The organism is Algibacter sp. Ld11 (genome assembly GCF_045066735.1).
Taxonomy (GTDB): Bacteria; Bacteroidota; Bacteroidia; order Flavobacteriales; family Flavobacteriaceae; genus Algibacter.
This window is the reverse complement of the sequence record NZ_JBISHH010000022.1, coordinates 86863-111390: the sequence shown is the minus strand read 5'-3', so window position 1 is coordinate 111390 and position 24528 is coordinate 86863. Positions and strand designations below refer to the sequence as shown.

General features: G+C 32.3%; 26 protein-coding genes. 9 read left to right on the top strand and 17 right to left on the bottom strand.

From position 1 onward, the window contains the following. Positions 1–27: 27 nt before the first annotated feature. From ACJJV4_RS08615 to pdxH, 3 genes are all read right to left on the bottom strand, one after another. Positions 28–1257 (bottom strand): glycoside hydrolase family 88 protein, encoded by a 1230-nt coding sequence (locus tag ACJJV4_RS08615; protein WP_405293437.1) that lies wholly within the window; start codon positions 1255–1257, stop codon positions 28–30. A gap of 483 nt (positions 1258–1740) precedes the next feature. Next, a complete protein-coding gene (locus ACJJV4_RS08610) occupies positions 1741–2235 on the bottom strand; it encodes a CAP domain-containing protein (protein ID WP_405293435.1) in 495 nt (164 codons plus the stop codon). A gap of 174 nt (positions 2236–2409) precedes the next feature. Beyond that, complete coding sequence (gene pdxH / locus ACJJV4_RS08605; protein WP_405293433.1) at positions 2410–3057, bottom strand: pyridoxamine 5'-phosphate oxidase; 648 nt, start codon at positions 3055–3057, stop codon at positions 2410–2412. An 86-nt stretch (positions 3058–3143) separates the two neighbouring features. On the opposite strand from pdxH, the gene ACJJV4_RS08600 reads away from it, so the two are divergent. Next, positions 3144–3560, top strand: a complete 417-nt coding sequence (locus ACJJV4_RS08600) for a hypothetical protein (protein WP_405293431.1) — start codon at positions 3144–3146, stop codon at positions 3558–3560. An 18-nt stretch (positions 3561–3578) separates the two neighbouring features. On the opposite strand, the gene ACJJV4_RS08595 is transcribed toward ACJJV4_RS08600, so the two are convergent. From ACJJV4_RS08595 to ACJJV4_RS08565, 7 genes are all read right to left on the bottom strand, one after another. After that, the gene (locus tag ACJJV4_RS08595) at positions 3579–4487 is read right to left on the bottom strand and encodes a ribonuclease Z (protein ID WP_405293429.1); all 909 of its coding nucleotides are present in this window, start codon (positions 4485–4487) and stop codon (positions 3579–3581) included. 5 nt (positions 4488–4492) lie between these two features. After that, the gene (locus ACJJV4_RS08590; protein WP_405293427.1) at positions 4493–4963 is read right to left on the bottom strand and encodes a DUF3291 domain-containing protein; all 471 of its coding nucleotides are present in this window, start codon (positions 4961–4963) and stop codon (positions 4493–4495) included. 2 nt (positions 4964–4965) lie between these two features. Continuing rightward, on the bottom strand, positions 4966–5298 hold the full coding sequence (locus tag ACJJV4_RS08585; RefSeq protein ID WP_405293425.1) for a ribonuclease Z: 333 nt from the start codon (positions 5296–5298) through the stop codon (positions 4966–4968). 2 nt (positions 5299–5300) lie between these two features. Then, positions 5301–6230, bottom strand: coding sequence for an aspartate carbamoyltransferase catalytic subunit (locus ACJJV4_RS08580; protein ID WP_159021004.1), 930 nt, complete (start codon positions 6228–6230; stop codon positions 5301–5303). An 80-nt stretch (positions 6231–6310) separates the two neighbouring features. Then, positions 6311–6850: a bifunctional pyr operon transcriptional regulator/uracil phosphoribosyltransferase PyrR gene (gene pyrR, locus ACJJV4_RS08575; RefSeq protein WP_405293423.1), complete on the bottom strand. Its 540-nt coding sequence runs from the start codon at positions 6848–6850 to the stop codon at positions 6311–6313. A gap of 242 nt (positions 6851–7092) precedes the next feature. After that, positions 7093–7629: a hypothetical protein gene (locus tag ACJJV4_RS08570; RefSeq protein WP_405293421.1), complete on the bottom strand. Its 537-nt coding sequence runs from the start codon at positions 7627–7629 to the stop codon at positions 7093–7095. 156 nt (positions 7630–7785) lie between these two features. Next, positions 7786–8670, bottom strand: a complete 885-nt coding sequence (locus ACJJV4_RS08565) for a chromosome partitioning protein ParA (protein ID WP_405293419.1) — start codon at positions 8668–8670, stop codon at positions 7786–7788. A gap of 155 nt (positions 8671–8825) precedes the next feature. Between ACJJV4_RS08565 and ACJJV4_RS08560 the strand changes: the two genes are divergently transcribed. Next, positions 8826–9290 carry a GNAT family N-acetyltransferase gene (locus ACJJV4_RS08560; RefSeq protein ID WP_405293417.1) on the top strand — a complete coding sequence of 155 codons (465 nt, stop codon included), beginning with the start codon at positions 8826–8828 and terminating at the stop codon, positions 9288–9290. 54 nt (positions 9291–9344) lie between these two features. After that, a complete protein-coding gene (locus ACJJV4_RS08555; RefSeq protein WP_405293415.1) occupies positions 9345–9869 on the top strand; it encodes a thioredoxin fold domain-containing protein in 525 nt (174 codons plus the stop codon). Positions 9870–9951: 82 nt separating this feature from the next. On the opposite strand, the gene ACJJV4_RS08550 is transcribed toward ACJJV4_RS08555, so the two are convergent. Together ACJJV4_RS08550 and ACJJV4_RS08545 are read right to left on the bottom strand one after the other, a co-directional pair. Then, positions 9952–10329, bottom strand: coding sequence for a hypothetical protein (locus tag ACJJV4_RS08550; protein ID WP_405293413.1), 378 nt, complete (start codon positions 10327–10329; stop codon positions 9952–9954). 335 nt (positions 10330–10664) lie between these two features. Beyond that, positions 10665–12560, bottom strand: coding sequence for a peptidase M61 (locus ACJJV4_RS08545; protein WP_405293411.1), 1896 nt, complete (start codon positions 12558–12560; stop codon positions 10665–10667). Positions 12561–12753: 193 nt separating this feature from the next. On the opposite strand from ACJJV4_RS08545, the gene ACJJV4_RS08540 reads away from it, so the two are divergent. From ACJJV4_RS08540 to ACJJV4_RS08515, 6 genes are all read left to right on the top strand, one after another. Further along, a complete protein-coding gene (locus tag ACJJV4_RS08540) occupies positions 12754–13761 on the top strand; it encodes a glycosyltransferase (RefSeq protein ID WP_405293409.1) in 1008 nt (335 codons plus the stop codon). A 91-nt stretch (positions 13762–13852) separates the two neighbouring features. Beyond that, positions 13853–15778, top strand: a complete 1926-nt coding sequence (locus tag ACJJV4_RS08535; RefSeq protein WP_405293407.1) for a BatA domain-containing protein — start codon at positions 13853–13855, stop codon at positions 15776–15778. Then, on the top strand, positions 15775–17031 hold the full coding sequence (locus tag ACJJV4_RS08530; protein WP_405293405.1) for a dihydroorotase: 1257 nt from the start codon (positions 15775–15777) through the stop codon (positions 17029–17031). Before ACJJV4_RS08535 ends, ACJJV4_RS08530 begins: the two co-directional genes overlap by 4 nt. 5 nt (positions 17032–17036) lie before the next feature. Further along, positions 17037–17369, top strand: a complete 333-nt coding sequence (locus ACJJV4_RS08525; RefSeq protein WP_405293403.1) for a hypothetical protein — start codon at positions 17037–17039, stop codon at positions 17367–17369. A 38-nt stretch (positions 17370–17407) separates the two neighbouring features. Beyond that, entirely contained in the window at positions 17408–18061 is a 654-nt protein-coding gene (locus ACJJV4_RS08520; protein WP_405293401.1) for an alpha/beta hydrolase, read from the top strand. 289 nt (positions 18062–18350) lie between these two features. Continuing rightward, positions 18351–19001 (top strand): hypothetical protein, encoded by a 651-nt coding sequence (locus ACJJV4_RS08515; protein ID WP_405293399.1) that lies wholly within the window; start codon positions 18351–18353, stop codon positions 18999–19001. A gap of 573 nt (positions 19002–19574) precedes the next feature. Here the strand turns inward: ACJJV4_RS08515 and ACJJV4_RS08510 are convergent. The 5 genes from ACJJV4_RS08510 to ACJJV4_RS08490 form a co-directional block, all read right to left on the bottom strand. Beyond that, on the bottom strand, positions 19575–20279 hold the full coding sequence (locus tag ACJJV4_RS08510) for a response regulator transcription factor (protein WP_405293397.1): 705 nt from the start codon (positions 20277–20279) through the stop codon (positions 19575–19577). Between the two features lie 3 nt (positions 20280–20282). After that, positions 20283–21848, bottom strand: coding sequence for a sensor histidine kinase (locus ACJJV4_RS08505; protein ID WP_405293395.1), 1566 nt, complete (start codon positions 21846–21848; stop codon positions 20283–20285). Positions 21849–21918: 70 nt separating this feature from the next. Continuing rightward, positions 21919–22512, bottom strand: a complete 594-nt coding sequence (coaE, locus tag ACJJV4_RS08500; RefSeq protein WP_405293393.1) for a dephospho-CoA kinase — start codon at positions 22510–22512, stop codon at positions 21919–21921. After that, positions 22509–23465 (bottom strand): YbbR-like domain-containing protein, encoded by a 957-nt coding sequence (locus ACJJV4_RS08495; RefSeq protein ID WP_405293391.1) that lies wholly within the window; start codon positions 23463–23465, stop codon positions 22509–22511. The genes coaE and ACJJV4_RS08495 overlap by 4 nt, the downstream gene beginning before the upstream one ends. Further along, positions 23462–24469, bottom strand: a complete 1008-nt coding sequence (locus tag ACJJV4_RS08490; protein ID WP_405293389.1) for a glycosyltransferase — start codon at positions 24467–24469, stop codon at positions 23462–23464. The genes ACJJV4_RS08495 and ACJJV4_RS08490 overlap by 4 nt, the downstream gene beginning before the upstream one ends. Positions 24470–24528 lie beyond the last annotated feature (59 nt).

Genomic DNA, 24528 nt, shown 5'->3' with positions numbered 1-24528 from the left:
GCAATAACCTCTTGTAGTATTTTTCAATTAATGCAACGCTGCCAAAACAGGAATGCCTTCATTTATTTTTTTAAGTCTTAACAAAGCTTCTACATAATAGTAATCGGCATAAACAATAGAGTAATCTATTTCTGATCCAGCTGGTGCATGCCCTGTTGAATGTAATAAACAAGCCGTATTTTTATCTTTACTTTGGTAGTTTTTAGAAAGCTCTATTAACATATCCTCTCCTCTTTCTTTATATTCTTTAGCTAATGTTTTATCGTTAGTAAGTGTAGATAGTTCTAGCAAAGCAGATGCTACCACAGCAGCAGCTGAGGCATCTCTAGTGGTGTTAGGAATATCTGGAGCATCGAAGTCCCAGTATGGTATTAAATCTTCTGGTAAACGATCTAAATACACCTGAGTTACTTTTTGCGCAAAATCTAAATATTTTGGATCTTTGGTTTCTCTATAGACCATAGTGTATCCATAAATAGCCCACGATTGCCCTCGTGCCCACATACTACTATCACTATACCCTTGATGTGTTACTCCTTTAATTTTTTCTCCCGTATCCTTATCATAAACTACAACATGATATGAGGTGTAATCAGGTCTAAAATGATTTTCCATGGTAACATCGGCATGACTGACAGCCATATCATACAACGTTTTATTACCGCCATTTTTTGAAGCCCAAAATAAAAGCTCTAAATTAATCATGTTATCCATAATGGTATTGTGCTGCGGCCATTCCATATTTGGCACATCGCGTGGCCACGATAAAATAGTACCAACATTTGGATTAAACAATGTAGCCAAAGTATCGGCTGTTTTTAAAATAACCTCTTTATAATCCGGATTTCGTGTTAATCGATAACCGTTTCCAAAACTATTATAAACCTGAAAACCTAAATCGTGATCCAAAGCAGGCGTTACAGATAATGGTTTTAGGTATTCCGTAAATTTATCGGCAGATACTTCCCAGGCCTTCTCATTATTAAACTCGTATAGATACCAAAGTTCACCTGGCCAAAATCCGCTAGTCCAATCTTTATAATCCACATAGCGCCAATCTTTACTATCTGGAGCTATATTTCTAGGAATATCTCCCTCGCCCGGAACTAACTTTAAAGCATGAGACGCTTGCTCAACACAATATGCTAATTGCGCATCAACATCAAAACTTGTTTCTGCGGCAACATCACTTTTCTTCTTGCCACAATTTACCATTAGAAGTGTTACAAAAAATGCGCCTAAAATTTGTAATTTCATATTCCTCATATTTAATATCTATAATCTTTTCTTACTGTATTATTTAAGCTTTAATGATTAAATTATTGTAATTAATTTACAATTAAGAATCACTTACTTATTCAATTCAATATTAATAAGAAATAATATTTAACATCATAAATTATAGCGCAATTAGTATAAATTATAGTCATATTTAGGCGGAAAGCACTGCCAATACTACAATTATTAAAATACCTACGCTAAAAACTACTTTTTAAAATGACTTGATAAGGAAATTTTTTTTATATAAAAACAACTATGCTGTACAACATTTTATAGCTATTAAATGAAAGCAGTTTAGCCAGGAAACTAAACACAAAAAAATCCTCTAATTTTACTTAGAGGATTCTTTATACTTTAAACTAAATAACAACACTTCAAATTGTTATTAATTACCTGTTTAATTTATTATGGCTATTAATTAGTAAAATAAATAGGTATTATTTAAGTAACATTATTACTTTATTTTTTTATAAATATGTTTGTGTAGTACCATCTACCTTCAGCATTTTGTTCTGCCGAAATATCAAAGTTTGTAAAATCACCTTCAATATTCTTACGGTGTCCATCACTTGCCAACCATGCTTTTACTAGAGTTTTAGCAGAACTGTAACCATAGGCTACATTTTCTGAAACTCTCGCCGCTCCCGTATTAGACTTTAAATATTCGCTTCTTTTAAAAAAGTTATCATGAGATATCTCATTGTTTTCTAACATATAATCGGTGTGACTATAGGCTACAGACTTTACAATGTTCATATCACCTAAAGCATTTAAACCTTGAGATAATCTATAATCATTAATTAGCTCTAAAGCTTCTAGTTCAATTGATTTAGCTTCAATAGTCACTTGATTAATTTCGATTTGTTCAGCGCTTTCATCCATACTTTCAGTAGAACAAGAAAAAGAAAACATAGCTATTAAAGCTATTAGCGGAAGTTTTAGAAGTGATTTCATAAGTAGGTTTTTTTTGAATTATTACTTTGGGTTTAACAAAGATATTCGCCTACTTGTAAGAAAATGTTAAGGAAATGTTAAAATCGACGAAAGACGTGTATTTCATCGATTTTAAATGCTTTTTATCGTTGAAATACACGTTTTAAAACTACAAAAGTGTATTTCAGCGTTATTTTATGACGATAATCGGTTAATCAACCAGTTATAATCTTCTTGAAGTTGATATCTAATTCTATCGTGTAATCTATTCGGGCGACCTTGCCAAAATTCTATTTCAACAGGTTTTACAATATATCCTCCCCAGTACTTAGGTCTTAAAATTGGTTTACCTTGGTACTCCTTTTCTAATTGAGAGAGTTTACCCTCAAGATAAGCCCGATCTGGAATAACTTCGCTTTGGTTAGATACTAACGCTCCTAACTGACTCCCAATAGGTCGAGATTCAAAATAACCATCGCTCATATTCTCAGCGATTTTTTCTGCGCTTCCTTTTATAATTATTTGTCGCTCTGCTCCATGCCAAAAAAAGGATAGGCACACATTTGGGTTGGCCGCTATAGCTTTACCTTTTTCGCTTTCATAATTTGTATAAAAAATAAATCCTTCGTAGGTGTAACGCTTTAAGAGCACTACTCTATTTTTTGGATAACCATCTAATCCTAAAGTTGAAACTGTCATGGCATTTGTTTCATCCTCAGCAAAATGTAAATCAACCTCGTGAAACCATTTTTGAAACAGTTCCATTGGGTTTTCTGGTACTTCTTCTAAAAGCAATTCGCCCTTATCATAAGATTTTCTATAACTACTTAAATCCTTTTCCATAAATACAAATTAACAAAAAAAAATGATTCTATAAATTTTTATTAAGTGAGAATTTTCATATATTTAAATAGTAAAAACAGCAACAAATGCAATTTAAAGATTCCAAATACTTTAGTAGCTTGAGTCATAAGGAAATAGACCTTCCATTCGGGAAATACTATTTTTGCACCAAAATTGTAATTTCAGAATTAAATGAAGGTGTACATTTTGATTGGGAAAAATGCCATATGATAATTGGTAAAATTTTAGAATTCTATGGAGAAAATGCACAAATTGGTTTTATATCAAATAGAATTAACAATTACTCTGTAGATCCAAATAATTGGGTGCGCGCTCATACGGAATATGATTTCATGATAGCTAGTGCTATTGTAACCTACCAAAACTCGAGTTATAAAGTAGCTACGCTCGAAAAGTACTTTTCTCAAAAAAAGTTAAAACGCTGCTTTTCTATAAACGAAGCTATTGAATGGTTAACAAAACAAAAAAAATTACAAGAATAATGGTTTACAAGGCTATAATTAACTAAAATCGAAAACCTTACCGTCTCCACTAAGTTCTACATTATCGAAAACTTCTTTAGCTTCGGTTTTAAAATCTTCTAAGCCACCGTAGCGGGTAGAAAAATGCCCGAGCACCAAAGTGCCAACATCAGCTTGTTTAGCAATTCTGGCTGCCTCTTTAGCTGTTGAGTGTTTTGTTTTTGGACCTAAATGCGCATGTTTCTCCAAAAATGTCGATTCGTGATACAATACATCTACATTTTTAATAATAGGTACAATATCTTCCTTATACACCGTATCACTGCAAAACGCATAACTTTTAGGCTTGTCGGCATCACTAGTAACGCTTTCGTTTCTAATTAAAACACCATCTTCATTTTCAACATCAAAACCTTGTTTTAATTTTCTGTAGTAAGCTACATTTATATTAGCTTCCTCAGCTAAGTGAACATCCAATTTACGTTCCCCTACCTTTTCCTTAAATAAATAGCCATTAGTATATATACGATGCTCTAACGGAATGGTGTGTACCTCAACCACATCATCTTCATAGATTAACTCTGATTCTTTTGACGTTAACTCATGAAAATACAGGTTATAATTAGTCCAAGAATCGGCCAATTTCATTTGTAGTGTTACAATTTCTTTGATACCTTTTGGACCATAAACATGTAGATCGGCTTCTCTTTTCAACAATCTAAAGGTTGAAATTAAACCTACCAATCCAAAAAAGTGATCGCCATGTAAATGCGAAATAAACACATGCTTAATTCTATTGAATTTAATTTTATGCTTACGTAAATGTACTTGTGTGCCCTCACCACAATCTATTAGAAACATATGATTGTTAATTTCTAAAACCTGTGATGTTGTATTTGTTAAAGCTCTTGGAGTTGCGCTGTAACAGCCTAATATGGTGAGCTTCATAAATTTTAATTTAGTGTTTTATATTGCAAAGCATCGGCTGCCGTAAATTTACTTTTAAATGAAAAAGCATAGGGTGTCTCGCCGTGTGCGTTTAAATAATCTAATCTATCTTTAGCATCCTGAAACGTTGGCACATAGCCTTTGGGCACATACCAAAAAGCAAGATGCATCATTTTAATTTTGCTAAACCACTCTTTTTTACGCTTAAAAACCTCAATATGATTGGAGTTGTAAGTGTAATTAAAAAGCGTTTCTCGACTTTCCCAAACCGATATATTTATAATTAGTGAATCATCTTTAAAAACAAGTACAGCTTTATCCTTATCCTCATCTTTTAAACGCCACACAAAGCCCTCACTTCTATCAGCAATGGCATTCATTTTATCCACATTATTTATAAAACCTTGCATAATGGGGTCGTTAAGTGGCGCTAAGCATTTAGCTATATTAACTTGAGCTAAAGAATATTCACCCATAATTAAAAACCTAAATCTCGTTCCATAACCTCCATTTCAATAAGGTCGTGAGCTTCTTGTAAGGTTGGTACAATGGCAAGTACCTCTGGTGCTTTGTCAATATCTATTTTGCTAGAAACAATAACGAATGAGTGCTTAGCGGCGCGATGTGTTTTAGAAATCTGTAAAAACTCCACAACCTCTTCTGTACTTATAGTATCTAAAGATGTTAAAGCTACAATAATATTATTGTTTTTAAATTTAGGATATAAAGCTTGTATTTTTTTTACCAATTCAACACTCGTTGCTTTTTGCTGAGTAATAATCGATGTATTTTCTTTTTGATCAATAATCATAACTATTGTTTTATTTTAGATGCCAATAAATAAATTACAGCCATACGCACGGCAACACCGTTTTGAACCTGATCTAGAATTATAGCCTGATCAGAATCGGCAACATCGCTCGTAATCTCTACGCCACGGTTTATTGGTCCGGGATGCATAATGGTAATTTCTTTATCTAGCGAATTTAGCAAATCTTTAGTAACCCCAAATTGTTGCGTATATTCTCTTGTTGACGGAAAATAACTAATATCCATACGTTCGTTTTGTACACGTAGCATATTAGCTACATCGCACCAATTTAAAGCTTTTCTTAAATCGGTTTCTACCTTCACCCCTAATTTATCAATATATTTTGGTAATAAGGTTTTTGGTCCGCAAACCATAACCTCGGCACCTTGTAATTGCAATGCAAATATGTTAGACAGCGCTACTCTACTATGCAAAATATCGCCAACAATAACAACTTTCTTACCTTTTACACCACCCAGTTTCTCTCGTATAGAATACGAATCTAGCAAAGCTTGTGTAGGGTGTTCATGTGCTCCATCGCCTGCATTAATAATACTTGCTTTTACGTGCTTAGATAAAAATACACCTGCTCCTGGGTTAGGGTGGCGCATAACTACCATATCCACTTTCATCGATAGTATATTGTTTACCGTATCAATTAAAGTCTCTCCTTTTTTAACAGACGACTGTGCCGAAGAAAAATTTAAAACATCGGCCGATAAACGTTTTTCTGCCAACTCGAACGATAATTTTGTTCGGGTAGAGTTTTCGAAAAATAAATTAGCAATGGTAATATCACGTAACGAAGGCACTTTTTTAATCGGTCGGTTTATCACTTCCTTAAAGTGGTCTGCCGTTTCAAAAATAAGTTGAATATCCTGTTTGTTCAGGTATTTAATACCTAATAAGTGATTTACACTTAATTCGCTCATGATTATAATATTCAGTTGGCCCCAATAGTTGCCAGTTGTTCAAATTGTATTTTATCTAGCTTCTTTTAACACTAAAAAAACTATTTTTCAATTAAATAAACCGCATCTTCACCATCTTGCTCCGTCCAGTTTACTTTCACTTTTTCGTTATTAATAACATCTACTTGCCTACCACGATAATCCGGTTGTATTGGTAAATGTCTACTAAAACGTCTATCTATAAGTGCTAAAAGTTCAATCTCTTTTGGTCGGCCAAACGACTGTATAGCTGTTAAAGCCGAACGAATACTTCGCCCTGTGTATAAAACATCGTCCACAAAAACTACATTTTTATCTTCAACCAAAAAATTAATTTTAGTAGCATTGGCCTCTAGCGGTTTATCACTACGTCTAAAATCGTCGCGGTAAAAAGTAATATCCAATTGGCCCAATTTAATATCTTTAATTTTATAATCTTCGGTTAAAATTTTAGCCAATCGGCTCGCTAAAAACACACCTCGTGGTTGCAAACCAATTAAAACGGTATTCGAAAAATCGTGATGTCGTTCAATAAGTTGGCAAGCCAATCTGTGAAGAATGATGTTAATGGCTTTAGCGTTAAGTAAAACTTTTTGACTCATATGGTGTTCCAAACGTATTTGGTAAACAAAGGTAATGCAAAAAAAGATAAGTAGAAACCCTAGTGAATAACTTTATTTTGGGCGCAACCCCAAAGGGTCGGGCTATACGTTACAAGTCCTCTTAAACCCGATTCACATCGGGATTACTGTGGGCTTTACACTGCTATCCCTTGCGCATAGCTCGCAGCGCCAATTCTTTTAAGCAAAGTACTTTGTATACTGCTAAAACTTGTTACTGTAAACTATAATCCGAATATTTTTGCATCTACAAAAAATGTAGAGTTAACATCAATATTATGGTTTTCAGAAATTAACTCATCTATTACTGCTTCTACTCTTAGCGTATAAGTATCGCTTTTAATGTAAACCTTTAAATCTTCACTTGTGGTATCTAGCAGTAAACTATTGTCTGTTGTTTCAGGAACCTCATCTATCCATGCAATTAAAATTTCTTCTTCATCTTCTGCAGAAATATAAATATTAATAGAATTCAAAAAATTAAAATTGCCTTCCTCTGGTGAGGTCAACTCCAATTCCATATCGGTAAGATTAATAGCTTCTATTAAATCTTTTTTGGTGTTGTTATTCTCAAAAGTAGACTCAGAATTAGTTGTTACCTCAGGAGTTTCCATAACAAATGGAATATCGACTAACGTAGTCGATTGTATTACAACAGACTCCGTATAATTAATTTCAAATTTAGTTAATTCATCTAGCGCATCACAGCTTACAATAAAGGTTAACAGTAACGCACTTGCAATTAGTTTAATGGTTTTCATTGATTATTTTTTGGGGTTTACTATTTATTTCAGTTTTCAAATATAAGACAAAACGACAAATAAATCGGTTTAAATGCAATAACAGTTCTATGTAAAGCAAAAAAAACTCAAGTTTAAAAAACTTGAGTTTCAGCTATTAAGTGTTAATTAATGAGTCTATTTAAGCCTAAACTCAGAGCTTGATACTAAATCTTTATCGTTATAAACATTAACTACGTAACGTCCTTTTTCAAATTTTTCTTTGCCTTCCGATGCTACAAACTCGCAAACGTTTAGGCTAGTATTTTCGTAATTAAATTTACTAATCATACTATAGTTTAAGATAGTTTCACCAAACTGTACTTGCTCATTCAAACCTAATGTACGGTTTAAAGGATCTATAACTTGCACATACAATTCTTGATCTCCACTTTGTACTAGAGCATTTTTAGCAACCGTAAAACACACTCTAATTTTATCGGTACGGCTAGCACGTTCTGTAGGGATTAATTTTCCTGAGGCACGCTCTATAACACCAAACCCTTTTAAACCTACAGCTCCCAAAACAGATGCATTATTAACCACTTCGGCCAATGCTGTATTTTGTATCAATAAAGAATCTGTAAAAATAGTACGCTCTTCTAATCGCACTCTTGTGCTATCTAAAGATGTTGCTAAATATGAGTTTTGCACACGTAAAGAATCGTTTTGTGCTAATAAAACATCCATTTCCTTTTGTAACGACGCATATTTTTGTTTGTATCTCCACAAACTTTTAACGTTAGTTTCCGAAATTTGTAATGAATCTATTAAGCCTTGAATTCTACCTCGAGCATCAATTAAATTTTTGTTCGAAATTTGATTTTCACTTATCGCTTCATCATATTGTTTAGCCATAGTGTTAAGGTCGTTCATTACTAAACGTTTTTGTTCGGTTAGCTCCTGCTCTACCTCATTACTTTTCTTATTTAGGTTCATAGCGTAAAAGCCAGTTGCCAAAAATAAAACCAACGCAATTCCCAAAGCAACTTTAAGCCCAGTACTATTATTAGTATTTTCCATATGTTTTTAAAATTTAAGTTTAATTGTAATGCTAATGTGCTGTCGACATTTGTTCTATATACGCAACACTTATTATTTTGGATGTAATGCAATTGTTAAAAAAAATATAACGTAAATTAGTTTGCTCTATTTTATTTAAAGACTAATAAATAATTATGACGGTAGAATTAATTCCTTTTGAACAAAAATACGCAACAGATTTTTATAGCCTAAATATTGAGTGGCTTAAATCACTTTTTTATGTTGAACCTTATGATGAGATGGTACTAAAGAACTGCCAAGCATATATTATTGACCAAGGCGGACATATATTTTTTGCAAAGCTTAATAATACTATCGTGGGTACTGTGGCTTTAATGAAAATGAAAGGTTCGAATAATTTTGAATTAACAAAAATGGCTGTATCACCAGTACATCGTGGGTTTAAAATTGGGCAAAAGCTTATGCATCATGTTATTGACTTTGCTAAGACCAAGCAAATACCTAAACTTATTATTTACTCTAACCGCAAACTAGAAAATGCCATTTACGTTTATAAAAAATATGGCTTTATTGAAATCCCCTTGGAAGAAACTAACCATTACGAACGCGCGGATATTAAAATGGAATTAGCATTTTAATAGAGTTAACTATAAATTATTTTTTACATTTGATAACACCTTAAAAACTTACTCATGAAAATTAAAACCTTATTCCTTTTTGTTACCGGTTTACTTGCTTTTAACACCTCTATTTCTGCTCAAGAAAGCACCTCTAGCTTATTGAATAAAGCCCAGATTGAGGCAACAAAAGAAGGAAAAACTATATTTATAAAGTTTGAAGCTTCTTGGTGCGGCTGGTGTAAAAAAATGACGAAAGACATGAAAGCCATCGGAACTAAAGATTTTTTTGATGCCAATTATGTTACCGTTCCGGTTGTTGTAAAAGAATCTAAAGGGAAAGAACATTTAGAAAACCCCGGATCTACCGAGTTATTAAAAAAATATAACGGCGAAAAAGCAGGTTTACCATTTTGGGTTATTCTAGATGCTGATTTAAATGTAATTACAGATTCTTACAATGCTAAAGGCCAGAATTTAGGCGCTCCAGGAACTAAAGAAGAAACAGATATTTTTATTGAAAAAATAAAGAAATCGGCTAAAAAAGTAACAGAAAATGATGTTGCGAGTATTAAAAACCAGTTTGTACTAAAAAGTTAGATTACATATTACAAAACAAAAAAACTCAAGATTTAAATCTTGAGCTTTTTTGTTTTGTATAAACTAGTAAACACCACAGTGCTTATGATTCTAATGGTAAGTCTGGTAATTTATTTTTAAAACTTGGCGCATTCTCTCTGTACGATACCTTTTTCTTTTTAGAAACAACAAGTAATAAGTCTTCTTCTAAAGTAAATAACGTTCCGCCTCTAAAGGAATTTGTTAGTAATTCTTCTATTTCGGCAATAGCTTCAGGTAAAGAAAATTGCTTGTATAACTCCTCTTCTGTATGGCGGTATTTAAATTGAAAGACTGTTTTTCCATCAACTACAAACAAACGCACATATACATTTACTAAGCCTTCGCTTTTTCTTAAAGGTCTGCTTAAGGTTAGTTTTACAAACTCATCATCGATTACGCTTTGTTGTAATCTTTCAAAAAAATCTTTAAATTCACTCATGCTGCAAAGATAGAAAATGCCTTTATAAAGTAATTGTTTTTAGCCTATTTCTATTTATGTTTTTAGATTATCTTAAAATGAAATAAGTACTTAATAGTATGGCCTGCCTAAGCGTTAGGGATTGATGCGGCATCCTTTTTACAAAAATAAATAAAACAACCAATTGTCTAAAACCTAACACTGAGTAAGCAACCCTACTAAATAGAATAAGAAGTTGCCATTTAAAAAGATATAGCGGAAAGCCCGACCCTTTTCGGGTAACGCCTAAAAAAAAAATCGATTGACAAACTTTAAAGTTTATCAATCGATTATAACAGTTTTATATGGTTATGTTTTTATCCTTTTAACCAAGCTTCACGTAATACTTTTTGAGCTTCGGTAGCATCTGTTTTTTCGAAGATACCACTACCCATTGTGTAAGATTTTGTTGTTTTTGTATTGATTTCTATATCTTTCCCTTGGCGTTGTAAGGTGATACTAATATCGGTGCCTGGTACCCAGGCAAACATTTTTTGTAATAAATCGTTTGCGTTTTGCATAGTAAATAGTTCGCCATCCACTGCTTTTAAAACATCGTTTGGTTGCACACCTTGTTCGTTCCAGAAACTATTTTTAGCAACTTCTTCTGTAAAGAAAATTTCTCCTTTTTGCGGGTTTGCGCCAAATAGCAACGTTCCAGCATTATGCACATAGCTAGTTTCTATTTTGCCTTCGGTAATTTCTAAACCTACTTTGCTTAAAAATTGGTTGTAGTTAATTGGAATATCTCCAATAACGTGGTTGTCGAAAAAGTCGCGTAACGATGGGTAAGTCATGCTTACAATTTCGTCTATAAGTTTATCATCTTCAAACGGTTTATTTTTTCCGTACTTGTTGGATAGTTCTTTCATTAAAGATAAAATACCACGTTGACCGTTGCTTTCTTCACGTAACATAATATCTATGCACATACCTATTAGTGCTCCTTTTTGATACACATTTGCATATTGATCTTTGTAAGGTTCTTTTAGTACATTTTCACTCATTATGGTAAAGCTCATCGCATCATTCATGTCTTGAGAAGCTTGTACTTTATACATTATTTTATTAAAAAACTCATCTTCCGATACTAAATCTTCACTAACTTGAAATAAAGTTGCAAAATATTCGGTTACACCTTCATACATCCATAAATGTTTAGAAAACGTAGGGTTGTTGTAATCGAAATAGTGTACATCTTCTGAGTGCACGCTCAATGGTGTTACAATATGGAAAAACTCGTGCGATACAACATCTGTCATGCTGCTAGCTAAGGTTGCTTCGTCCATATCTTCTTGTAACACTACAACCGTAGATGTGTGGTGCTCTAATGCTCCAAAACCTTTTGGCGAATCGTCTGCACCATCAGATAAATACAAATAAATATCGTAACGTGGTGTTGAGTTAATATCACCTAAAAATACTTTTTGTGCTTGCATCATTTTAAAAATAGTCTCTTTTAATGAAGCTGCGGTATGTACCTTATTTGGAGAATATACGCTTAATACAATTTTAATATCGCCAACCATAAACTCTTCAACATCTAGCTTACCGTACATCATTGGGTTATCGGTAATATCGAAATAACGTGGTGCAAAATAGCTAGTGGTTATACTTTTACCATCTTCGCTAGTCTTAGAATCTACAGTTTGTAATGCCGACGTACGAACAAAATCTGCCGGGCCTGTAACATCGACCTTGTATTGGTTATTTTTTAAAGTATCAAAATACCCAATAAAACCGTGTAAATTAAGCACATAATTTTCTGGCTCTATATTGGTTCCAGATGGTGAAAATGGCTCTTCGCCACCTATACCGCCTTCGGTTTCAATATCGAAAGTATCGTTTACCAAATATGTTATTTTATCTAGTTGTTTTGCATTAGCAATAGTCCAAGTATTAACATCGACCTTAACTACTGGCATGCTTTCTCCTTTATAGTTAATGGCTTTAAAATCGTCTACATATTTACCAAAATCGCTTACCGAATAAGTACCTTGTACAACTCGTGGTAATCTATAAGTGACGCTAGATACAGTAAAACGCCCCGGATTAATAACTATAGGAGCTTTGTCGTTAGCGACATTATTTAGATTAATAGAAGTTTCTATTGGTGTACTTACGGCTAAATCGTTTTTTAAGTTTTTTGTTGAACTACAACTTGCTAATAAAAGCCCCATCATAACAGATGCGGAAAGGAACTTGGTATTCATATTTTACTTTTAATTTAATTAATGGCTGTGCATGAATTTGGTCTGGCACAACCTCGTTATATAATTACTCTATTTTAAAGAAACGCATAGAACTTTTAGCAGATTCTTACAGCCTACTTAAGGATAAATAATTGACATCGAAATTACCATTATGTTGCATATTATTCTCCTAAGGTTTTGTTAAATTCGCAACATGCAAAAACCATTAGTCAGTATTCTAATTCCATTTAAAAACACCGGAACGTATTTAAAACCGTGCCTAACATCTATTATAAACCAGAGTTATACCAATTGGGAATTGCTCATTATAGACGATGGCTCTACGGATAATAGTTTTGAAATTGTAAATTCTTTTGCGCTTAAAGATGCAAGGATACAACTTTATAAGAATATAGGAAACGGAATTATTAATGCATTGCAATTGGCTTTTTCTAAAAGTACCGGAGAACTTATAACCCGCATGGACAGCGATGATATTATGCAACCAAATAAAATAGAAGTTTTGGCTAACAACTTAATGGCTTACGGCAAACAACATGTAGCTCTTGGATTGGTTAATTATTTTGCTGAAGACGGCATAAAAGACGGTTATAAAAGTTATGAATTGTGGTTGAATGGCTTAACTAAAACAGGTGCTAATTTTACCGAAATTTATAAAGAGTGTGTAATTCCATCACCTTGTTGGATGGTTTACCGAAGCGATTTTATTGCCTGTGATGCCTTTAACCCTAACTTATATCCTGAAGATTACGATTTAGCTTTTAGGTTTTACAAGCACGAGTTTAAATGTATACCGTGTAATGAAGTTTTGCATAATTGGCGGGATTATAACACCCGAACTTCCCGTACACACGTGCATTATGCCGAAAATCATTTTATAGATATTAAGCTGAAGTATTTTTTAGAACTCGATTACAACCCTGAAAAAATCTTAGTAATTTGGGGTGCTGGAAAAAAAGGAAAAAACATTGCTAAAAAACTGATTGAAAAAAACATGGCGTTTGAGTGGATTTGCGATAACCCTAATAAAATTGGTCGCGACATCTATGGAGTAATCCTTAAACCATTTAATTATTTATCTGAAGTTGCCCAAGCACAAAGCATTATTACCGTTGCAAACAAAACAGAACAAAAAGAGATTTTAGAGTATATGAATGGCTTAAACTTAAAACCAATTACAGATTACGTTTTTTTCTGTTAAAAGCATTTTTAGTATCTAATTCGATAAAAAATATTGTGAATTCGCGACATTTTTTTTTTCATTCTCTATATTTGTATAATTATAAAAAAACATGCAGTTTAAACACCCCGAACTTCTTTACGCCTTATTTTTACTGCTTATCCCTGTAATTGTTCACTTATTTCAATTACGTAAATTTGAAAAAGTAAATTTTACGAACGTTGCTTTTTTAAAAGAAGCCAAGCTGCAAGCACGAAAAAGTGCGCAAATTAAAAAATGGCTTATTCTCTGTACGCGATTATTACTTTTAGCCTGCATTGTATTAGCTTTTGCGCAACCTTTTACGGCAAAAACAAATGCTTTTAAATCGAAAAAAGAAACAGTAATATATTTAGACAATTCGTTCAGTATGCAAGCCAAAGGTAGTCAAGGTGAGCTTTTAAAACGTGCCGTACAAGATGTTATAGAACATGTTCCTGAAAACGAAAATATAACGCTTTTAACCAACAATTTAGTTTTCAAAGACGTTAACATTAAAAGCATAAAAAACGATTTACTACAACTTGGTTATGCCGCTACGCCCCTAACTTCACAAGCCGCCTTATTAAAGAGTAACACCTTTTTTAGTAAACAAAAAAACAGTTTAAAAAATTTAATCTATATATCAGATTTCCAAGATAGTAACAACAGTTTTTCAATTAAAAAAGACTCTTTGAAAACCAATTATTTTGTTCAACTTAAACCAGTTAACAATGAGAACATTGCTATTGATAGTGCTTTTATTTCGAATAAAACAGCATCGGAAATTGAATTAAGTGTTCTTCTAAAAAACACCGGAAAATCTTTAGACAACCTACCTGTTTCAATTTTTAATAACGATACGCTAATAGCAAAAACATCAGTAAGCATCGATAAAGAAGCGAGCACAATGTTTACTCTACCAACAAATAAAATAATAAATGGTAAAATAACTATCGATGATGCGAGCTTGCAGTTTGATAATAGTTTGTTTTTTAATATTAATAATACAGAAAAAGTTAATGTTTTAACTATTAACGAAGCTGACGATGATTTTTTAAAACGTATTTATACATCTGGTGAATTTAACTATACAGCATATGCTTTAAACCAATTGAACTACAACACCTTAGAGTCGCAAAACTTAGTCGTTTTAAACGAACTTAATACTATACCAAATGCATTAATTGCTGTATTAAAACAATTTACTAGCCAAGGTGGAACACTTGTTATTATTCCTTCGAGCAATATTACTATAGACTCTTACAACGATTTACTTCAAGGTGTTCAATCTACTTTTAAAGAGTTTAATAAGATAGAAAAACGCATCACGACTATCAATTACGCGCATCCTTTATTTAACAATGGGGTATTTGAGAAGCAGGTTAATAATTTTCAATATCCAAAAGTTAAGGGATTTTATAATATAAATTCTGCAAGCCTATCTTCCGTTCTAAAATATGAAGATGGCACTCCGTTTTTATTTCAAAACAAAAGCACTTTTGTATTTACTGCTGCTCTAAATAAGGAACATTCTAACTTTAAAAATTCACCGTTAATTGTACCAACACTTTACAATATTGGTAAGTTTAGTTTCAAAATTCCTGAACTCTATTACAACGTCGGAAAAAACAATAGTTTTGAAGTAAACACACAATTACAACAGGATGCCGTACTATCGCTTGCCAGTGACACCGAACATATAATTCCTGAGCAACAACTTTTTAACAATAAAGTACTCATAAAAACCTCCGAGACACCGAATAGAGCTAGTATTTACAACATAAAAAACAAAACAGATATTATTAAAAACGTAAGTTATAATTACGATAGATCGGAAAGTAACCTAGTTTACGCTAACTTATCTACCGTAGAAAATATAAACCTGAGCAACTCGGTTGCTAAAGTTTTCGACACTATAAAAAGTGACTCAAAAGTTAATGCGCTATGGAAATGGTTTGTTATTTTTGCACTAGCGTTTTTACTTACTGAAATGTGCATATTAAAATATTTTAAATGAACATACTTATCAAATCGGCCACGATAATAGATTCTAAAAGCGAGTTTCATAACAGTACTCAGGATATATTAATTGAAAATGGCCTGATTACTTCCATTTCAAAATCCATTAAAAACACGAACAACTATCAAGAAATTCAGCTTGATAATTTACATATTTCTCAAGGTTGGTTTGATAGTAGTGTGAGTTTTGGCGAGCCTGGTTTTGAAGAACGTGATACCATAGAAAATGGATTAAAAACAGCCGCTGCATCTGGTTTTACTGCAGTAGCTATGAATGCGAATAGCAACCCGGTAATAGACTCTAACTCTAATATTACATTTGTAAATGCTAAAGCGCAAAACCATGCCGTAAGTTTATTACCAATTGGAGCATTAACTGTTGGAAGTAAAGGTGAAGATTTAGCAGAATTATTTGACATGAAATCTGCTGGAGCCGTTGCCTTTTACGATTATAAAAAGCCAATCTCTAACCCTAATTTAATGAAAATTGCTCTACAATACGCAAGTAATTTTGATGGATTAATTTGTGCTTTTCCGCAAGAAAATAAAATTGCGGGACACGGTGTAATGAACGAAAATATTACAAGTACCACGCTTGGACTAAAAGGTATACCAGCTATTGCAGAAGAACTACAAATAGCTCGCGATATATTTTTATTAGAGTACGCAGGCGGAAAATTACATATACCAACCATTTCAACTGCAAAATCGGTAGCTTTAATAAGAGAAGCTAAACAAAAAAAATTAAATATTACCTGTAGCGTAGCTATTCACAATTTATATTTTACAGATAATATATTAAACGACTTCAATACACATTATAAAGTTTTACCTCCACTACGCATGCAAAGTGATGTTGATGCTTTAATTGAAGGCATTAAAGACGGTACAATCGATATGGTAACTAGTGACCACAACCCCATAGATGTGGAACATAAAAAAATTGAATTCGACCATGCTAAATACGGCACTATTGGTTTAGAATCTGCTTTTGGAGGACTTCAAACTCTATTCACCTTAAAAAAATCTATTGATATTTTAACCAAAGGAAAAAGTAGGTTTGGCATAGAAAACACACCTATAAATGTTGGTAATAAAGCCGATTTATCATTGTTTAATCCAGATACTAAATACACCTTTTCTAAAAACAACATGATATCAAAATCTAAAAACGCCATTTTTGAAGGTGAAGCCTTAAAAGGTAAAGTTTATGGTATTATTGCTAACAATAAAGTTTCTATAAACTCATAATTTAAATGACAGCACAAGATATTGAAATAGGGCGCAAAAACGCTATAATTAGCTATTTAACCATATTTGGAACCATAATCGCATTCTATTTAAACAACGAAAATAGAAGTAACTTCGCTAGCTTTCATATTAGGCAATCTTTAGGGCTGTGGCTTACCTTTTTTGCTTTGGGTTACATTGTTGGTAGTTTTGATAGTTGGTTGGTTTCTATGGGCTTCTACATCTTTTTTGCCGTACTTTTCGTTTTTGGATTTGGAAATGCCATTGGTAAAAAAGCACAACCTATACCATTGGTTGGAGCCTTGTATCAAAAAATGTTTGCTAATCTTGGTAAATAATAAAACTGAACTCCCAAAGGACTAACATCTCAACAATCATGAATACATCACTCGCTTTAGAACATATTACGCGTAAATCAACATTAGCAGAAAATGCGCCTTTACTTATTTTACTCCATGGTTATGGCAGTGATGAAAACGATTTGTTCTCATTCGCCAATGAATTACCAGAAGAGCTTTTTATTATTTCAGTTAAAGCGCCTTATCCTATGCAACCTCATGGAAACGCCTGGTATGCCATTAATTTTGATGCTGAAAAAGGAAAATGGAGTGATAACGAACAAGCGATTTTATCACGCGACTTGATTGCAAAGTTTATAGATGAAGCTATTGAAGCTTACCCAGTAAATAAAGACAATGTATCCCTTTTAGGATTTAGCCAAGGCTGTATTTTAAGCTATGCTGTTGCGCTTACTTATCCTGAAAAAATTAAAAATATTGTGGCACTTAGTGGCTATGTAAATCCTGATATCTTTCCAAAACCAATTCAAAAAGAAGATTATGCCCATTTAGACTTTTACTGTTCTCATGGTAGTGTAGACCAAGTAATACCTGTAGATTGGGCAAGACAAAACGCACCTTATTTAAGTAAATTAAATATAAAACATAAGTATTCTGAATTTCCTGTTGGGCACGGCGTTGCTCCTCAAAATTTTTACGAATTAAAAGAATGGTTATCTGCCAGAATATAACATTGAATCTATAACCTATTTCAAATAAAATATTTAACATCCAAAAACTCTTCATAATGAAGAGTTTTTTTTGTTCCAAAATCGATAACTTAATTGTTAATTTTTAATTATATCCATAGATTAAAATAAAAATATTTAGAGCATTTGTAAAAACGGGCTTCACCATTCTTTTTGAAAGAAAAAACAACTTTTTAGAATAAAAATTTTAGTCATTTAAATGTACATTTGTGCATAAGGTTTTGCAAAAAAAACTTTAATTGATGAAATAACCAACCATAGCATAATTATTATGAAACTTACATTATCACTCCTTAAAAGCACATTATTCATTACTTTACTCGCCTGTATAACATTTACGTCTTGTGAAGATGATGATACATCGGATGACTGTTTTAAACCAAACTTCACTACAGAACACATCTCAGGAACCACTTATGAATTTTATCCAGAATTCGACATCTTAGATGGCACCGAAATTAAAGAAGGTTATGTTTTAAAGTTTTATGTTGATGGTGAATTCAAATATGAAGCCTTAGGTGATGCATGGGACGAAGGTACCTTTGTAACCACATTGAATCCTGGTAGCCACGAAGTTTGTTTTGAACTAACAACTAACGACTGCTCCGAAACGAGAAGCAGTTGTGAAACTGTGGAGGTTGAAGATTGCTTTAACCCAGATTTTACCATTTCGCTATTTTCTGAGGGTTATTACCAAGTAAAACCCGATTTTGAGTTATTAAACGGTACAAGCATCAAAGATGGTTATATTTTAAAATATTATTTAGATAACGAATACAAAGCTACAGCTTGGGGTGAAGCTTGGGATCAAGGAAACTTTTTCGTTTCACTAGAGCCAGGAACTTACGAAGTGTGCTATGGTCTAATTACAGATGCTTGTCCAGAAGAACAGTTTAGTTGCCAAACTGTAACAGTACCCTAATTAAAGTAATAACACATATAAGCCTTTATAAAAACTGATAATAAAAGCCAAACTAAAACATTTTAGTCTGGCTTTTTTGTTGAAATTAAATAGATGTATTCGGTATTATTTACTATTTATTTATGAATATTTGTAACTTTACACATGATACATTTCTGATAAAAATAAAATCTTTCAAAAGGCTAACACCCCTTGATTAAGTTACAAACTAAGTATTATTGCTATAAATTATAGCTCCATATACTAGTTTTTAAATCGATATTAAGGGAGGTACCCCTAATGTATGCCGGATTATTTTTTGAAAGTAACATTATGAAAAAACTATCTTTTACGTCAACTTTAGAAATAATTTTTCTTTCAAAAATATATTTTGATCAATAGAATTCTATTCCTAGATTAATTCATCTCAATCAAAAGCAAACGTTAAAGCTGACATCTAAAGTACTAATAAAGTCTGGAAACTTTTTTCATATTTACGTTTATCTAAGTGTACCATTATTCTCTAAACAACAATAACCTGTCTAGCTTCAAAAAACTAGACAGGTTATTGTTTGTTATATATTAATTGCTTTATTAACTGTTCACTACTAATCTAAAGCCTTCCCCATGTATGTTTAGTATTTCTACTTTTGGATCTAGTTTTAAATATTTACGCAGTTTCGCGATATAAACATCCATACTTCTAGACGTAAAATAATTATCGTCTCTCCATATTTTTGTAAGTGCCAATTCACGCGGCATTAAATCATTTTCATGCAATGCTAATAAACGTAACAATTCATTTTCTTTAGGTGATAACTTAACAGGTTCTGCTCCGTTATAACTTAAAAAACGAAGTTTAGAATTCAAATCGAAACCACCAATTTTAAACTCAAATTGTTTACTATCAGAAACTGTTTCGGTCGCTTTTCTTTGAATTATAGCTTTAATTTTCATTAGTAGTACTTCACTATCAAACGGCTTGTTTAAATAGTCGTCTGCTCCTACCTTATAACCTTTAAGCACATCTTCCTTCATAGTTTTAGCCGTAAGGAAAACAATAGGCACATCGGTATTTTTTTCGCGTATTTCTTTAGCTAAAGTAAAGCCATCTTTATACGGCATCATAACGTCTAAAATACATAAATCGAAATCATCCTTTTTAAATTTTTCAAAACCTTCCATACCATTTTTGGCATGGGTTACGTCATAATCATTCATCATTAAATAATCCTTGAGTACGGTTCCAAAATTTGGATCATCTTCTACTAATAAAATTCTTTTTTTATGCTCTTCCATAATTTACGATATTAACGGAAGCCTTACTGTAAAGGTACTTCCTTTGTCTTTTTCACTTTCTACTGTTATATAACCTTGATGGTCATCTACTATGCGTTTCACGTATGCTAATCCCAATCCATGGCCTTTAACATTATGTATATTTCCAGTATGTTCTCTATAAAATTTCTCGAACACACGCTTTACAGCAGCTTTACTCATTCCGCTACCTTGATCTTTTATTTTCAATATAATATTGGTACCAACAGTTTCCGTATACACATCTATTCTTGGGGCTTCTGGCGAATACTTAATGGCGTTATCCAAAATATTTACCACCACATTTGTAAAGTGTGTTTCATTTGCTAAAACCGATGTGCTTTCGGCATCAAGGTGGGTATGTATGTAACCTTGCCTATCTTCCACTATAAGTTCTACATGCGTTATAGCATCTTCTATTAACTCATGAAAATCTACACGTTCTTTACTAATATTAAGCTCATTTTTCTCAAGCTTAGAAATACGCAACACATTTTCTACTTGTGCATGCATACGTTTATTCTCTTCTTTAATCATATTTAGGTAACGAATTACCTTCTCTTGATCACCAATAATTTTAGGATTCTTAATAGAATCTAAAGCTAAATTTATAGTCGCAATAGGCGTTTTAAACTCATGCGTCATATTATTTATAAAATCGGTTTTTATTTCCGAAATTTTACGCTGTTTCATTAACTGATAAAGAGCTCCTGTATACGCCATAATAATGATTAACGTAAATACAATAGACAGCAAAATCATGCCAATAATAGTCGATAAAATAAACTTACCATCTTCCGGAAAGTTTACTAATAGTTTGTACGGACTTCCCGTATTCATATTAGAGAAAATTGGAACAGCATACGTTGAAGCCTTATCATACTCAAAAGATTCACTCTGTATTTTTGTTGCCAAATCGTTACTATAAATAGCAAATTCAAAATTAATGTTAATTGAATCTTCCTCCAGCTTTCGAGCAAGCATTTCTTTTATAGTTTCTCTAGAAACTCTTTGATGAATTGGTCGCCTTTGGGCAATGTCTTTATAAAGATCTTCAAATAAAATTTTATCGGTTGTAGACATTTTTTCTAAAACCAATAATTTATCATTCGAACTTATATCAAAATCCGACTCTTTATTACTATACACTCTTGTTTGGCGCTCATTATAAATGCGTTTTACATTTATAGTGTCTAAACCCATATCAAAAAGTGGTGAACTCAACTTATAATTTTCTTCTAAAATACCACTGCTATAAACCACAATTTCTTTAGAATCGGAGTCTTCCTGAATAATATTTAAGTTTCGAATTGCTGCCGTATCTACCGATACCCCTTGTAAAACTAAATTCTGAAGTTTGTAAACATACTCTGCCTCTTCCTTCGTTTCAATAGTGTTAGAAACATAATAAAGAGCCGTTTTTACACTACTTCTAAAACGCTCCTTTTCGTTCTTAACCGAGTTGTTAATATAGTAAGCCTGAATGGAGATTATCCCTATTAAAGATAAACTCATTAACAGAATTAAAACAAAAATTATGCGTTTGCTCATTATTCAAAATTAACATTTTAACATTTACTAAAATAGCTTTTAACCTTACATTAACAAAAATGTTAAAATTCTATGATTTCTGTATTTTTTTAAGAATTTGAGCGTGTACAGAAGCTACCTGTTTTTTAGTTTTATCTAGGTCTACATTTTCTATAATATAATGAGAGCGCTTAACCTTTTCGGAATCGCTCCATTGGTTATCCATAATAGCTTTAACCTTCTCTTTGGTTGTGTTGTCTCGATGTAAAACGCGTTCTATTCTAGTAGCTTCAGGAGCGGTTACAGCAATAACATAATCACATAGTTTATCTCCACCATTTTCAAACAAAATAGCCACTTCTTTTATAACATACGGCGCATTTTGCTTTACTATCCATTTTTCAAAATGCCTAGCTACTCTGGGGTGTATAATGCCGTTCATTTGGTTTAGCATATTTTTATCGTTAAAAATAATACTAGCAATAAATGGCTTATTTAAATCGTTACCAAAATAAGCTTCTTCACCAAATAGTGAAATGAGTTTACGTTTAATAATTTTAGATTTACGCATCAGTTTTTTAGCCTCCAAATCTGCAATGTATACGGGTACATCTAAAGCTGAAAACATTTTTGCAACGGTTGTTTTCCCACTACCAATACCGCCTGTAAGTCCAACTACAATCATTTTGTTATAATAAATTCTATTAATTGTTGATTTATTCTTGCGTTCTTAACCTGCTTTGGTATTTTAACCAACTCTGGTGTTAAGGTCGAGCCTTTGGTCACTTTACTATAATCGCAAACCACTTTAAAATCCTTTACAGTAACACTATTAAAGTTTTTTAAACTCACGTAATAAGATACATTAATTTCTTTAGGGAAATATTTTATTCTTAAAGAATCTGGTATATTAATGACATGAACAGGAACTTTTAACTTCCCTTCCGTAAACTTTTCAACGGTTGCTTTTAAAGTAGATGTTTTCGTTAGAAATTTTAAATCTGCCACATTAGGAAGGTCTAATTCTAAACTTTTAGTAATATCGGTTTTTATATCTATTAGGTTTACGGGTTTTGTTTCAATAAATTTAAGTTTTGAAACTATAACATCAGGCCCAATTACAGTTACCGAATCTGGTTGCATTTCATAATCTCCTGAAACGTCGTAACCTAAAGAAAAACTCACGTTCGATTTTAACTTAATAGGCACCTTTTTAACCAAGTTTACCCCATACTTAAAATAAAGCGTATCTGGTGATATGTTTAACAACTCTACTTGATTTTCAAATTGTGTATTTGCTAGATATTTAATGGATTTATGCCAAACATAAGCCGAATCTTTTCTGTACACATCTTTAGCAAAATCAATTTTAACTTTAGGTGTACTCATGTAATAATTCAACCATTTAAAACCATGCGTTTTTAAAGTAATTGCCAAAACATTATTACTATCGTTTAGTATTACATGTTCTAAAGGCACATGTTCTTTATCTATACTAAACACCAAAGTATTTGTATACTCTTTAGATAATTTATTAAATATCAAGATAATAAAAGCCGACACCAGAAAGAGTATAAAAATATTTATTTTTTTACTTTTAATAGAAGATAATAAATGAGACTTTAATTTTTTTATCATTTCGATTTAAAAAATAATTTAGGAAAGTGATTTTCAGGATCCTTATTTAAAACTGATACAGCTATTGTCGATTTCAAAAACCCATAACCATAACCGAAAAATTGAATAATTATTGCTGGTATTGCCAAAATAGAAACCACGATATTTTTGGTAGAAATTAAAGCTAATAAAAAGGCAACTCCAAAATATAATGAATAAGCCATTAAGCCAAAATTAATATTAAAAAGCAGTAATAAAACAGCAAACAAAAAGCCTAAACAAAACAACGTAGGAAACCAATATGTTATTTTTTTAGTTGAAGGATGCCAGTTATTTAAAATAGGCCTTACCGTACCAAACTTATTAACTTGTTTATAAAAGTTACTCCAAGAAATACGTCGTTTATGATAAACAAAAGCCTCGGGAATTAAAGCTGTTTTAAACCCTAAATTCCATAAACGAATAGACAGATCAGGGTCTTCACCAGGATGTATACGCCCAAAACCAGAAGAGGCTTGGAACGCTATTTTAGAAAGCCCCATATTAAAACTTCTTGGCTGAAAGGTATCTACACTGTTTTTATTCCCTCTTATACCTCCTGTGGTAATAAAAGACGTCATTGAGAAATTAATTGCTTTCTGTAAATTAGTAAATGATTGGTGTGCGGCATCTGGCCCACCAAAACAATCCACATAATTAAAATCCAAGCCTTTTTCAACTTCAGATAAATATTGCTGAGGTAAAATACAATCGGAATCTAAAATAATGAAGTAATTACCTTTTGCCCGCTGCATACCGTAGTTACGAGAATCACCTGGCCCCGAATTTTCTTTATAATAATAAGAAATATCTAACTTATTTTTAAAAGCATCTACTATAAATTTGGATGATAAAGTTGAACCGTCTTCAACAATAACAATTTCAAAATTAGTATCGGTTTTTAACCCCACAAAACTCTCTAAAAGTTCTTGGGTTTCGTCTGGTCGATTAAAAACCGGGATTATGAATGAAAACTCTAACTGCATAACACAAAAGTAATAAAAAAGCCACCCTTTTATAGGTGGCTTTCATAATATAAAATCTT